At 59.5% G+C, this 12,485-nt stretch carries 11 protein-coding genes; 7 read left to right on the forward strand and 4 right to left on the reverse strand.

Annotated features, from left to right (window positions below; all coding sequences use genetic code 11):
• Window positions 1-88: 88 nt before the first annotated feature.
• The gene (gene fecA / locus ACQRBT_RS03965; protein WP_412047722.1) at window positions 89-2,425 is read left to right on the forward strand and encodes a TonB-dependent Fe(3+) dicitrate receptor FecA; all 2,337 of its coding nucleotides are present in this window, start codon (window positions 89-91) and stop codon (window positions 2,423-2,425) included.
• Here the strand turns inward: fecA and ACQRBT_RS03970 are convergent.
• Window positions 2,422-3,294, reverse strand: a complete 873-nt coding sequence (locus tag ACQRBT_RS03970; RefSeq protein WP_060754998.1) for a LysR family transcriptional regulator — start codon at window positions 3,292-3,294, stop codon at window positions 2,422-2,424. The genes fecA and ACQRBT_RS03970 overlap by 4 nt on opposite strands.
• A 105-nt stretch (window positions 3,295-3,399) precedes the next feature.
• Between ACQRBT_RS03970 and ACQRBT_RS03975 the strand changes: the two genes are divergently transcribed.
• A complete protein-coding gene (locus ACQRBT_RS03975) occupies window positions 3,400-4,908 on the forward strand; it encodes an MFS transporter (protein WP_412047721.1) in 1,509 nt (502 codons plus the stop codon).
• A gap of 51 nt (window positions 4,909-4,959) precedes the next feature.
• Here ACQRBT_RS03975 and ACQRBT_RS03980 read toward each other — a convergent pair whose 3' ends face one another.
• Both ACQRBT_RS03980 and ACQRBT_RS03985 read right to left on the reverse strand, forming a co-directional pair.
• On the reverse strand, window positions 4,960-5,370 hold the full coding sequence (locus tag ACQRBT_RS03980) for an HPF/RaiA family ribosome-associated protein (protein ID WP_060755000.1): 411 nt from the start codon (window positions 5,368-5,370) through the stop codon (window positions 4,960-4,962).
• Window positions 5,371-5,582: 212 nt separating this feature from the next.
• On the reverse strand, window positions 5,583-6,530 hold the full coding sequence (locus tag ACQRBT_RS03985) for a LysR substrate-binding domain-containing protein (protein ID WP_060755001.1): 948 nt from the start codon (window positions 6,528-6,530) through the stop codon (window positions 5,583-5,585).
• 136 nt (window positions 6,531-6,666) lie between these two features.
• On the opposite strand from ACQRBT_RS03985, the gene ACQRBT_RS03990 reads away from it, so the two are divergent.
• The 3 genes from ACQRBT_RS03990 (at window position 6,667) to ACQRBT_RS04000 (ending at window position 10,009) form a co-directional block, all read left to right on the forward strand.
• On the forward strand, window positions 6,667-8,043 hold the full coding sequence (locus ACQRBT_RS03990) for an L-serine ammonia-lyase (RefSeq protein ID WP_412047720.1): 1,377 nt from the start codon (window positions 6,667-6,669) through the stop codon (window positions 8,041-8,043).
• Between the two features lie 61 nt (window positions 8,044-8,104).
• Complete coding sequence (locus tag ACQRBT_RS03995; protein ID WP_412047719.1) at window positions 8,105-9,391, forward strand: serine/threonine transporter; 1,287 nt, start codon at window positions 8,105-8,107, stop codon at window positions 9,389-9,391.
• 300 nt (window positions 9,392-9,691) lie between these two features.
• On the forward strand, window positions 9,692-10,009 hold the full coding sequence (locus ACQRBT_RS04000) for a DUF3509 domain-containing protein (RefSeq protein WP_090366587.1): 318 nt from the start codon (window positions 9,692-9,694) through the stop codon (window positions 10,007-10,009).
• On the opposite strand, the gene ACQRBT_RS04005 is transcribed toward ACQRBT_RS04000, so the two are convergent.
• On the reverse strand, window positions 10,006-10,494 hold the full coding sequence (locus ACQRBT_RS04005; RefSeq protein ID WP_104995591.1) for a phosphate-starvation-inducible protein PsiE: 489 nt from the start codon (window positions 10,492-10,494) through the stop codon (window positions 10,006-10,008). The two genes, ACQRBT_RS04000 and ACQRBT_RS04005, sit on opposite strands and share 4 nt — an antisense overlap.
• A gap of 568 nt (window positions 10,495-11,062) precedes the next feature.
• Between ACQRBT_RS04005 and ACQRBT_RS04010 the strand changes: the two genes are divergently transcribed.
• Together ACQRBT_RS04010 and ACQRBT_RS04015 are read left to right on the forward strand one after the other, a co-directional pair.
• The gene (locus ACQRBT_RS04010; RefSeq protein WP_060755006.1) at window positions 11,063-11,329 is read left to right on the forward strand and encodes a YebG family protein; all 267 of its coding nucleotides are present in this window, start codon (window positions 11,063-11,065) and stop codon (window positions 11,327-11,329) included.
• Between the two features lie 570 nt (window positions 11,330-11,899).
• The gene (locus tag ACQRBT_RS04015; protein ID WP_412047718.1) at window positions 11,900-12,430 is read left to right on the forward strand and encodes a hypothetical protein; all 531 of its coding nucleotides are present in this window, start codon (window positions 11,900-11,902) and stop codon (window positions 12,428-12,430) included.
• Window positions 12,431-12,485: the final 55 nt, after the last annotated feature.

Consider the following 12,485-nt stretch of genomic DNA (forward strand, 5'->3'; position numbering starts at 1 on the left):
TATTTCCGACAACCGTGAGCCGTTTTCCAGCCCTCGCGTGACAGAGAAGGAAAGCCACTTTGATCCTTCCTTCTCAGGACCGCCCTTTATGCTCCAGCAACCCACGCCTCTCGCCCGCGCCCTGCGCCAACTCCTGCTCGGCGCCAGCCTCAGTTTCGCCGTGCTGCCCCAGGTGATGGCGGCCGATGCCAAGCCCTATCACATCGCACCGGCTTCGCTGGAAGCGGCCCTGAACCAATTCGGGCGAGAAGCGGGTGTGCTGATTTCCTTCGGCTCCGAGCTGACGGCCGGCATGCAAAGCCGGGGTTTATCCGGCAACTACGGTGCCGCCGACGGCTTGCAAAAACTGCTGGAAGGCACCGGCCTGCAAGCCCGCGCCGAGGGCAACAATGCCTATAGCCTGCAACCGGCCAACGCCCCCACGACGGTCGAACTGCAAACCTCCAATGTCGTCGGCGACTGGCTCGGCGATGCGCAGCAAACCAACGTGTTCGAACACCCCGGCGCCCGTGACGTGATCCGCCGCGAAGCATTCGAACGCCAGGGCGCGACCCAGGCCCGTGACGTGCTCAACCGCATCCCCGGCGTCAACGCTCCGGAAAACAACGGCACCGGCAGCCATGACATGGCGCTGAACTTCGGTATTCGCGGCCTCAACCCACGGCTGGCCTCGCGCTCCACGGTGTTGATGGATGGCATTCCGGTGCCCTTCGCACCGTATGGCCAACCCCAGCTGTCATTCGCCCCGATCAGCATGGGCAACATGGATGCAGTGGACGTGGTACGCGGTGGCGGCGCCGTGCGTTATGGCCCGCAAAACGTCGGCGGCATCGTCAACTTCGTGACCCGCGCTATCCCGGACGCACCGACGGTCAAAGGTGGCTTGCAGACCGAGACCAGCCCGTCTTCCAGCCACGATGGCTTCAAGACCAGCGGCAACCTGCTGGCCGGCGGCACGGCCGACAACGGCCTGGGCGGCGCGATTCTGTATTCCGGCACCCGTGGCGGCGACTGGCGCGAAAACAGCAACACGCGCATCGACGACCTGATTCTCAAGGGCAATTACCAGCTCGACGACGCCAACAGCTTCAATACCATGGCTCAGTACTACGAAGGCCAGGCCGATATGCCCGGCGGCTTGAACGTAAAGGACTACAAGGCGGACCCGTACCAGTCCACCCGCCCCTACGACAAATTCTGGGGCCGCCGTACGATGTTCAACGCCGGTTATCGCTACCAGGAAGACCGCCGCGAGTTCACCGCCAACACGTTCTTCACCACCACCTTGCGTAACGGCTACCTTGACCAGGGCAACTTCCTTTCACTGTCGCCCCGCGAATACTGGGTACGCGGCCTGGAGACCCGATTCGCCCAGGGCTTCGACCTCGGCCCCAGCCGCCATGAGGTCGGCATCGGCTACCGCTACATCAGCGAAGCCGGTCACGAAATGCGCTATCGCACGCCGATCACCGCCAACCAGCAAATGCCCGATACCAACAGCCGCAACGACCGCGACACGCGTGGCGCCACCGAGGCCAATGCGTTGTTCGTCGATGACCGCATCGACATCGGCAAGTGGACCATCACGCCGGGCGTGCGCTACGAGATGATCGAGTCCCAGCAAACCAACAACCTGACCAACGTCAAATACAAGGGCGACTACAACACCGCACTGCCGGCGTTGAACGTGCTCTACCACCTCACCGAAGACTGGAACCTCTACGCCAACACCGAAGGCTCGTTCGGCAGCGTGCAATACAGCCAGATGCCCAACCGCGTAGCCAGCGGCGAAGTGAAGCCGGAAAAAGCCCGTACCTGGGAACTGGGTACCCGTTATGACAATGGCAACCTGCGTGCGGAAATCGGCGCGTTTCTGATCAACTTCGACAACCAGTACGACAGCAACCAGACCAACGACACCGTGATCGCCCGGGGCGAAACGCGCCATCAGGGCATCGAATCGAGCATCAACTACGCCCTCGATGCGTTGAGCCCGGCGCTCACAGGCTTTGATGTCTACGCCACCTACGCCTACGTCGATGCGACCATCCGCGAAGACGGCCCGAACAAAGGCAACCGCGTACCGTTTTCGTCCAAGCACAAAGGCACCCTGGGCGTGGGTTACACCGAAGGCCCTTGGAAGCTCAACCTGGACAGCAGCTACCAGAGCAGCCAGTTCGCCGATAACGCCAATACCCGGGCGGAAAGTGCCGACGGCGCCAACGGACGCATCCCCGGCTACATGCTGTTCAGCAGCCGCGCGGCGTATGACTTCGGCCCGCAGTTGTCAGACCTGAACGTGGCGGTCGGTGTGAAAAACATCTTCAACAAGCAGTACTACACCCGTTCGTTCGACGACAACAACAAGGGCAAATACGTCGGCGAGCCGCGCACGGTCTACGTGCAAACCTCCATCGCGTTCTAACTGCCCGCCAGGCAGCTGGGGGTGCCCGCCACCAAGGCGTCGATGGCGCAGCGCACCTTGGCGGGCATATGCGCAGCCGTCGGCCAGATCACATGGATCGGCGCAGGCTGGGCGCGGTGGTTCGGCAACACTGCTTCCAACTGCCCACGCAGCACGTAATGCGCAATCAACCAGCTCGGCAACCAGGCCAGGCCGACGCCCGCAATCGCGGCATCGGCCACGGCCTGGAGGTCGTCGAGCATCAACATCGATGCCACCCCAGCGCGAAAGGACGTATTGCAACGGTAGGCAATGCCTCGGTGACCGGCGAGGTCATCAATACAGTCAATCGGCCCGACACGCTGCAAGTACGCCGGCGAAGCGGCCAACCCGACCGACTGCTCACCCAGGCGGCGCGCGCTCAGACGGTCGGTGTCCGGTAACGGGCCGATGCGCACGGCGACGTCGAAACCTTCCTGCACCAGGTCCGTGAGCCGGTCAGAGAATGAAATCTCGATCTCCAATTGCGGGTAAAGGTCCATCAAGCCCCACAAGGCAGGCGCCGCATAATGGTGGCCGAACGCCAATGGCAAGCTTGCGCGTAGACGCCCACGCGGCTGTTGTCGGCCGCTTTCGAGCACCGACTCGGCAGCTTCCAGTTCGGCCAGTGCACGCAGGCAATGCTCGTGATAGGCCTGCCCATCTTCCGTCAGACGCTGGCGACGCGTAGAGCGCTGCAACAGGCACGTGCCCAAGCGCGCCTCCAGCCGCGCCAGGCCCTTGCCCACGGCAGAGCGCGTGAGGTTCAGACGTTCGGCGGCTTCGGTCAGGCTGCCGCTCTCGACGATTTGCAGAAACAGTTCAACGCCGTCGAAACGTGGAGTGGCCATGGTTTTATTGTTGCTCCTGAATCCCCTATCCAGGGAAAACTTATCACGAATAAAGAATCCTGTTCCCGCGAGAATAAACCCTCATTCAATCCAAAGGAATTGCCCATGCCGCCCGCCGCCGCTGTATCGGCCGTCAGCGCCCCACGGACCGCCAGAGATGGCCTCGCCCTCACCGCTGTGTGCCTCGTTGCACTGATGTTCGGCCTGGAAATCTCCAGCGTGCCGGTCATCCTGCCCACCCTCGAACAACAATTGGGCACAGGCTTCCAGGATGCCCAATGGATCATGAACGCCTACACCCTGGCCTGTACCAGCGTGCTGATGGCAGCGGGCACCCTGGCCGATCGCTTTGGCCGACGGCGCATGCTGGTGTTGTGCTTGTGGCTGTTCGGCCTGGCTTCGCTGGCCTGTGGGCTGGCCGATACGGCGCCCATGCTGATCGCGGCGCGTTTTGTCCAAGGTGTGGGAGCCGGCGCAATGATGATTTGTCAGTTCGCCATTCTTTCGCACCAGTTCCGGGAGCCGGCGGCGCGTGCGCGGGCCTTCGCGGTATGGGGCGTGATTGCGGGCCTGGGCCTGGGCTTCGGGCCCATGGTGGGGGCCTTGATCCTGGCGATCGCGGATTGGCGCTGGGTGTTCCTGGTGCATGTGCCGCTGACCCTGCTGACCCTGGTGTTGCTGCGGGTCAGCGTGCAGGAATCGCGGGACCCGGCGGGTCATCGTCTGGACATCGCCGGCATGCTCACCTTGACGCTGTCGGTATTTGCGCTGGTGTACTTCATCACCCAAGGCAGCGAGCACGGCTTCGGCGCACCGGCCATGCTCGCTTGGGCTGGTCTGTCGTTGATCGGGTTGCTGTTGTTCGTAGTCATCGAGCGGCGCAGCGAGCATCCGATGTTCGACTTCTCGGTGTTCCGCATCCAGCGTTTCAACGGCGCGTTGATGGGCTCGGTCGGGATGAATTTCAGCTTCTGGCCGTTCATGATCTACTTGCCGCTCTATTTCCAGGCGGGCCTGGGCTACGACACCCTGACCACCGGCGGCGCCCTGCTGGCCTACACGTTGCCGACCTTGCTGGTGCCGCCGCTGGCTGAACGCCTGGCCCTGCGCTATGGCGCGGAGCGGATCATCCCCGTGGGCCTGGGTTTGATGGGCGCCGGGTTTATCGCCATGGCCCTGGTCAACGGTACCGAGCAACCCAGTATCGTGCTGGTGCTGTGCAGTTGCGTCATCGCGGGCACGGGTTTGGCGCTGACCAATTCGCCGACCACCAACACCACCACCGGCTCGGTCTCGGCCGACCGTGCCGGCATGGCGTCGGGTATCGATCTCAGTGCACGGCTGATTACCCTGGCGCTCAATATCGCGCTGATGGGGCTGGTGTTGCTGCTCGGGATCAGTCATCAACTGGCCAGCTTGCTGCCCGAATCCACAGCAGCAGACTGGCCGGCGATCAGCCAGCATCTTGCCGCGGGCAAGCTGGACGTGCCGGGGCTGACCGTGACGGACGCCCAGGCGGCGCTGCGCCATGGCGCCGGTTGGGCGATGCTCTTCGCCGGTATCGGTGCTGGCGGCCTGGCACTCTTGAGCCGGTATTTTTTCCGCAGCCGTTAAACGAAAACGGGCCTGCATCTGCAGGCCCGTTTGGCTAGGGAGAAAGAGCGGTCAGCTGTTAATCGCTGCCTGCAAGTTTTCTTCGAACTCTGCTTCGAGCGCACCCTCGTCGACTTTGTTGGCCGGCAGACTTTTCCCGGCAGCGCGTGGCTTGCCTTGCAGTTTGCCGAACAGGTGCTCCAACGCATGTTCAAGCTTGATGGCTGCACCATCGATCGCCTGCTCCAGCGTATCGGCTTTATCGCAGACCGAGATCGGTTGATGCCCCTTTGGCCGGGCTTCCAGCCGGCAACTCAAATCATGGGGGCCGGGCTTGTCGCCGTTCTCATCGCGCAGGTAAACCTCAACGCGGGTCAGGTGTTCTTCATAACGATCAAGCGTGCTCTCAATGGTCGTACGTACCCACTCCTCCAGTCGGATGCTGCTTTCAATATGGTTATCGCTATTGACTTGGATTTGCATAGTTCTTCCCTTATTTCAGCTAGCTCGCGGGAGGTCACAACTGCAACACCGGTGCGGTGAAACCATGACCTCTTGATGACACAATTGAGCAGTCAGCGAAACATTTCAACCCCTTTGCAAAGATAAATCCCACATTACAAATTAAGTCTGACTACGAGCAAAAACGCTGTTAGGGTGGGGAGTTAGTTAAATCTTCCTACACCTTGCGAACCTCACAATTGCCCCTCTCCCAACGGGTGCAATCCGCGAAAAACCTCGGCCTCCTCCACCAGCCAATCATGCACCGCACGCACGCCCGGATGGCTCAACGCACCCGGCGCATACAGCAGCACGTAGCGTTTGTGGTTGGGCACGGCGACACCGAAGGGCACGATCAAGGTGCCGCGCTCCAGCTCGTCATTGAGCAACGTGCGCCGCGCAATCGCCACGCCCATGCCCGCGATGGCGGCTTCGATGGTCAGGTGGTTACGGTTGAAGGTGTGCCCACGTCGCACATCGGCGAGGTGGTAGCCGATGGCATTCAGGTAAAACTCCCACTCGGCGTACTCATAACTCCCACGCCAGGCCGTGATGTCGTGCAGCAACGGGAAATGCGCCAGATCCGCCGGTCCGTGTAACGGCGGACGGCCGCGCAACAGGCTCGGCGCGCACACCGGGAATATCTGCTCGTCCAGCAGGGCTGTGGATAACAAGCCTGGATAGCTGCCGTCGTTGAGGTCGATCGCCAAGTCAAAGTCGCCCTCGTGCAAGGCAATGCTGCTGTCTTCGGCGACCATGCGCAGTTGAATATCCGGGAAGCGTTGCTGTAAACGCGGCAGACGTGGGGTCAGCCACTTGCCCAGAAATGATGGAATCGAACGCAGGCGCAAGGTGCCGCTGATCATGCCCGCGTCCAAGCGCTGCAACTCGGCATCGATGCTGCCGTAAGCCTCCCCGACCGTCGTCGCCAACCGCTGGCCCTCGGCACTGAGTTCAACCCCACGCGCCCGGCGATGGAACAGTCGAAAACCCAAGCGCTCCTCCAACTGCCGGATCTGCTGGCTCACCGCCCCCGGCGTGATGTGCAGTTCTTCAGCGCAGCGAGTGAACGACAGATGCCGTGCCGCACAGGAAAACACGTGCAACCAGACGTAGGTCTGACCATGGAGGGGGCGGGTCATAGCGTTTAGTCCTGCTAAAGGGTTTCTTAGGATAATTCGTTGGTCAGTGCCGATCCAGAGGATCAGTATCGCGCCAATTGCGCTCGGCCTACAAAAATGGCAGCGATTCCTACTCCATTGCTTGTAAGGCTTTAGCATGGCTATCAGTGTTTTCGATCTATTCAAAGTCGGTATCGGCCCTTCCAGCTCTCACACCGTCGGCCCCATGCGGGCAGCGGCAAGCTTCGCCCAGGCACTGGTCGACCAACAGTTACTGAGCCCCACGCGCCGGGTCGAAGTGCGCCTGTACGGCTCGCTGTCCGCCACCGGCGTGGGCCACGCCACCGACCGCGCCTGTGTCATGGGCCTGATGGGCGAATGGCCCGACCAGGTCGACCCGACCTCGATCAACGCGCGCATCCAACAGTTGCGCGAGTCCGGCCGGCTGCTGCTCGCCGGCACCCAGGACATTGCCTTCAATTGGCACTGCGATCTCCTGCTGCTGGACGAAAGCCTGCCTTATCACCCCAATGCCATGTCGCTGCACGCCTACGGTGAAACCGGCCTGCTGAGCGAGCAAACCTATTATTCGGTGGGCGGCGGCTTCATCATCGACGCGGCTGAAGCGGCTTCGGGCACTGCACCGACCAGCGATGTGCAATTGCCCTACGACTTTTCCAGCGCGGTCGAACTGCTGGCCCTGTGCAACAAGCACGGCCTGCGGGTTTCGGAACTGATGATGGCCAATGAACGGGCGTGGCGCAGCGACGAAGCCATCCGCAGCGGCCTGCTGCGTATCTGGTCGGTAATGCGCGAATGCGTAGAACAGGGCCTGCGCGACGAAGGCATTTTGCCGGGTGGCCTGGATGTGCCGCGTCGCGCCGCGAAATTGCACCGCAACCTGCTGGAAATCGGCAAACCGAATGTCATCACCTCGACCCTGTCCGCGATGGAATGGGTCAACCTATTCGCCCTCGCCGTCAACGAAGAAAACGCCGCCGGCGGGCGCATGGTCACGGCGCCGACCAATGGCGCGGCGGGGATCATCCCGGCGGTGTTGCATTACTACATGAAGTTCAATGCCAACGCGTCTGACGACGATGTGGTCAATTTCTTCCTGGCCGCCGCCGCTGTCGGCATTCTGTGCAAGAAAAACGCCTCGATCTCGGGCGCCGAAGTCGGCTGCCAGGGCGAAGTCGGCTCAGCCTGCGCCATGGCCGCCGCCGGGTTGGCCGAGATCCTCGGCGCCACCCCCGAGCAACTGGAAAACGCCGCCGAAATCGGCCTGGAGCATAACCTGGGCCTGACCTGCGACCCGGTCGGTGGCCTGGTGCAAGTACCCTGTATCGAGCGCAACGCCATCGCCGCCGTGAAGGCGATCAACGCCACGCAAATGGCCCTGCGCGGCGACGGCAAACACTTCATCTCCCTCGACCGGGTGATCCGCACCATGCGCGATACCGGTGCCGATATGCATGACAAATACAAAGAAACTTCACGGGGCGGCCTGGCGGTCAGCTGGGTGGAGTGCTGATCGGAGCACTGCTACCCGCCCCAACGTGAGCCCGCGCAAAAATAATAACGAGGCAATATCGATGACCGATGTACGTACACCTGCCGTAGAAAACCCTGCCGTAGAAACAACCGTGACCAGCGGCTGGACGCAACACGACACCACCTGGATGCTCGGCCTTTACGGCACCGCCATCGGCGCGGGCACCTTGTTCCTGCCGATCAACGCCGGCGTCGGCGGCTTCTGGCCGCTGATCGTGCTGGCGCTGCTGGCGTTCCCGATGACCTTCTTCGCCCACCGTGGGCTGACGCGCTTTGTGTTGTCGGGCAAATCCGGCGACATCACCGAAGTTGTCGAAGAACATTTCGGCGTCGGCGCGGGCAAGCTGATCACCCTGCTGTATTTCTTTGCGATTTTCCCGATTTTGCTGGTGTACAGCGTGGCGCTGACCAACACCCTTGGCAGCTTCATGGAGCACCAGTTGCACCTGACGCCACCCCCCCGGGCAGTCCTGTCACTGGTGCTGATCCTCGGCCTGATGGCCATTGTGCGCTGCGGCCAAGGCGTGATCGTCAAAGCCATGAGCGTGCTGGTGTACCCCTTTGTCGCCGCGCTGTTGCTGCTCGCGTTCAGCCTGATCCCCAACTGGAACGGCGCGTTTTTCGCCTCGGCCGGGGATGGCATGCCAATGCCGCTGTTCTTCAAGACCCTGTGGCTGGCGATTCCGGTGATGGTGTTTTCCTTCAACCACTCACCGATCATTTCCGCGTTTGCCGTCGATCAAAAGCGCGTCTATGGCGCCCAGGCCGAGCGCAAAAGCGGCGGGATTCTCGCCACCGCCCACGGCATGATGGTGCTGACAGTGATGTTCTTCTGCTTCAGCTGCGTGCTGGCTCTGTCGCCGGCCGACCTGGCGGCCGCCAAGGCGCAGAACATTTCGATCCTGTCGTACCTGGCCAACCATTTCCAAACGCCGGTCATCGCCTACGCCGCGCCGTTGATTGCGCTGGTGGCGATCACCAAATCCTTCCTGGGCCACTACATCGGTGCCAGTGAAGGCTTCCAGGGCCTGATCGTCAAATCCTTGCGCGGGCGTAACCGTTCGATGTCGTCCAAGGCGCTGGAACGTTGCACCGCAGTGTTCATGGTACTGACCTGCTGGGCCGTGGCGACCTTCAACCCCAGCATCCTGAGCATGATCGAAACCATGGGCGGACCGATCATAGCTTGCCTGTTGTTCCTGATGCCGATGTACGCGATACGCCGCGTACCCTCTCTGCGCCAGTATTCGGGCCAGTTGTCGAATGGGTTTGTGGTGGTGATCGGGTTGATTGCGCTTTCGGCGATCGTTTTCTCGGTACTGCCCTGAAACAGGTCACCGCTCTCAAAGACACCCCGAGATGACTGTGGGAGGGGGCTTGCTCCCGATGAGCGGTGTGTCAGCCAATAAATACTTGGCGGATGCACTGCTATCGGGAGCAAGCCCCCTCCCACATAAGGACCGCATTGTTTGTCAGATCGCTGTACGGCACGCCCTTTGCTGTACAGCTCATGAGGTAAACGGATTTTGTAAAACCTCAGCGACGGAGTGGCCGGTGGTCAGGCAACGCGAACTATTCCCGACACCGGTCGTCAATGACTGCATGTTCCTATCAGGCGGTAACGCACCATGGACAATCCTTTTCAGATCATCACGGACACTTTCAGCCCCGATTACCGCGTCAACCTGAGCATCCAACGGCTCGACGGCAGCATCATGCTCACCCTCTCGAACGAAACGGGCGTGGTGGCCAAACGCATGATCAGTGCCGAACAACGCAACGATCCGCAGCGGCTCAAGCGGCTGGTGCAAAGCATTCAATTCGGCATTGCCATAGAGCAGGGCCATAGCGCCATGGAGATCCTGGCGATGATGACGGACGGTGACAGCCACAAACTCCTGCAGCGCCCGCCCGCCCGTCCCCTGCCCTTCAGCGTCGGGCTCTAGAGTTCGCCCTTCTCGGTTTCCTGGCTCGTTTCGCCTTTGCGACGCGGGCCTTCAACCTTCACCGACGGGAATGCAGACGAGGCATATCGAACGACCATGATCGAAAACGCCAATAGCAGAATACCGCCGCACAGGTAGATGATGCCGATGTCCGGCGGGTTGTGGTGCGATACGTTGGAGATCAACAGGCGCGTCAGCGCAGTGATCGCCACGTAGATCAGGAAACGCACCGGCATGTGGTTGGTCTTGAAATAGATCCCGACCATCGCGCCCAATTCCAGGTAGATGAACAGCAGCAAGATGTCATCGATCTTGATATGCCCGTTCTCCAACATCCCGAGAAACTCCATCACCGCCGCCCAGGCGGTCACCGCACCAATGGCAAACAACGCCAGGTAATGGAATGTCTCGACAAACAGGTTGCCCAGGGATTCGGCCAGCCCATGGACGTTCTGGCGCAGCCTTTCAGCCCAGTTGATTTTCACGATGATGCTTCCTTAGGTCGGCTCGACCGGATAATGCGAGTTGAACGTGACGGTTGTTCTGCATGCAGAAAAAAGGCCAGCGGCAGCTATAAGATGATGGCGGGGTGATATGAGGCACTGCAAACCTGGCTTTTCGGGCTACATTAAAAAACTGCTACCCAAACCCCACGGTTTGGCTTAACCTTTAGCTGTATATAAATACAGTAGTCGCAATAGACAACTATCGTGAAGGCATGTGAGGTGGTGAATGGCCGTCGAAGTGGTATACCGCAGCAGCCGAGATCTGGAGCGTTTGTTCATGGTTTTGTGGATCCACCGGGTGCCCAGTTAGGCATTACCCTCTAGCGAGTCCATCAATGAATATCATAAAAATCAATGATAAACGTCAGGCCATGGCTTCATGAGTTAATCAGATTCTAACCAAATCGTGCCTAGAAGTTATGTCGATCTGTGCCTAGTTAGCGTGGAAAAGCTAACAGTGAGCGAATTTCGGGATCATTTCTAGGCGGGCATGAAGCGTCGCACTCATGCTCACCCTTTTCACGCAGGACAATACGAAGAGGTCAAAATGGCTGTTGAAATCCTTTACCGCAGTACCCGCGATTTGGAGACTACGTTCGTGGACCGAAAACTCGCAGATGCACATGATCAAATGCTTGAGCTTGCGGAGCTCCTTACTGAAGTGTTGATGAAGAACGTCGCTGGACTGACGGAAAAGCAGGCTGAGGACGCAAGCATCTACATGGCAAAAAATCGTGCAGTGTTTGCAGCAGCGTTCAAAAATAATGCAGCAGCGCTCAATGAACTGTCCTCCTCCGTCGATCTTGAGGCCTAGGAAGACATCATCCAGTGCCGATTCGCGCCAAATTACGCGTCGAACACGATTTGCCTGGCACGAACAGCGGGCGGCGATAAATTTCAATCAGACCCACTGGATGCCAGATGCAAATAAGTCGCTAAGCGAAGGGCATTAACAGCTTGGTAGCGTGCAGATTCGATCAATGCTTACCTCATAACGTAAGCGTCAGGCAAACTCACCTTCCGAACTCCAACATTAAGGGCGATGGTGTCCGCGTTTTAAGCGGACGGTATCGCCTTTAATGCCGGGATTTCCATGCACCAGCGAAGCTCTTATCCGAAACCTTTCAAAGCCCAAGTCATTCAGGAATGCCTGCAACCGGACCTCCACTCGACTGGACCGACTTTTTGCGCTCACAAGCGCTAGCTGGATAAGTGCAAGCTGCAGCAGATGCCATGGGTATTGCTGTTCACTGGGGCGGTGACTGGTATCAGGAAGGCAAGTCGAAAGATGAGCGCTTCCTGGGTCCACTTCAAGCTTTGCTGACTGCGCCCCTCCCCGTTGACGCTGATACAATGGCACTTTCAGATGCCAACAGGGAAGCGCATGTTCGATCTACTCAAGCTGCTTATAGACAACAGCCCTTCGCTCAACAGCGATATGCAGGCGTGGTTTAAGCAGTACGCGGCAGACGCCCCATGGAACATCTATTCCGATTACTGTGTAGGCAACACGGAGAAGGCCAACGACAGCTTTTCATTTGTCATCACGCTTAAGCACGACACTGACAAAAATTTTTCAGAGTACATCGCGAACGTTGCGCCCAAAGACCTGAAGAAGACACGTCAGGCTTCGGAAGGACTGATTTCCTACCTCAACTGCCCAGTGGCCTTCAGCGTCTCGTTCATCGTTGAGCGAGATTCGAAGCTGCTTCGGGATTTCATCACTGATGACAACATCCATGGATTCTGTGTAGGACTTCGAGAGCTAATTGCCGAGTGGTCCGACAACCCTGGCGTCGATAGAGCGTATTGGCAACGTATTGACAAAGCGCTTGGGGAATTCGGGGACGAAGTGAATCGTAAGAAATTCAATGCGAAGCTGGCGAGGCAGGTTGAATCGCCCCGGATTCTCTAGACACCTTGCAAGCTCATTGCGTAACGCTTTTCAAACTCTACCGGTGACAGCTGAT

The organism is Pseudomonas sp. R19M (assembly GCF_050312585.1).
Lineage (GTDB): Bacteria > Pseudomonadota > Gammaproteobacteria > Pseudomonadales > Pseudomonadaceae > Aquipseudomonas > Aquipseudomonas palleroniana.

Excerpts from the sequence above, each read along its gene's own strand:
- ACQRBT_RS03990 (WP_412047720.1), top strand. The coding sequence starts at position 6,667 with ATGGCTATCAGTGTTTTCGATCTATTCAAAGTCGGTATCGGCCCTTCC.
- fecA (WP_412047722.1), top strand. The coding sequence starts at position 89 with ATGCTCCAGCAACCCACGCCTCTCGCCCGCGCCCTGCGCCAACTCCTG.
- ACQRBT_RS04010 (WP_060755006.1), top strand. The coding sequence starts at position 11,063 with ATGGCTGTTGAAATCCTTTACCGCAGTACCCGCGATTTGGAGACTACG.
- ACQRBT_RS03985 (WP_060755001.1), bottom strand. The coding sequence starts at position 6,530 with ATGACCCGCCCCCTCCATGGTCAGACCTACGTCTGGTTGCACGTGTTT.
- ACQRBT_RS04015 (WP_412047718.1), top strand. The coding sequence starts at position 11,900 with ATGTTCGATCTACTCAAGCTGCTTATAGACAACAGCCCTTCGCTCAAC.
- ACQRBT_RS03975 (WP_412047721.1), top strand. The coding sequence starts at position 3,400 with ATGCCGCCCGCCGCCGCTGTATCGGCCGTCAGCGCCCCACGGACCGCC.
- ACQRBT_RS04000 (WP_090366587.1), top strand. The coding sequence starts at position 9,692 with ATGGACAATCCTTTTCAGATCATCACGGACACTTTCAGCCCCGATTAC.
- ACQRBT_RS03980 (WP_060755000.1), bottom strand. The coding sequence starts at position 5,370 with ATGCAAATCCAAGTCAATAGCGATAACCATATTGAAAGCAGCATCCGA.
- ACQRBT_RS03995 (WP_412047719.1), top strand. The coding sequence starts at position 8,105 with ATGACCGATGTACGTACACCTGCCGTAGAAAACCCTGCCGTAGAAACA.
- ACQRBT_RS03970 (WP_060754998.1), bottom strand. The coding sequence starts at position 3,294 with ATGGCCACTCCACGTTTCGACGGCGTTGAACTGTTTCTGCAAATCGTC.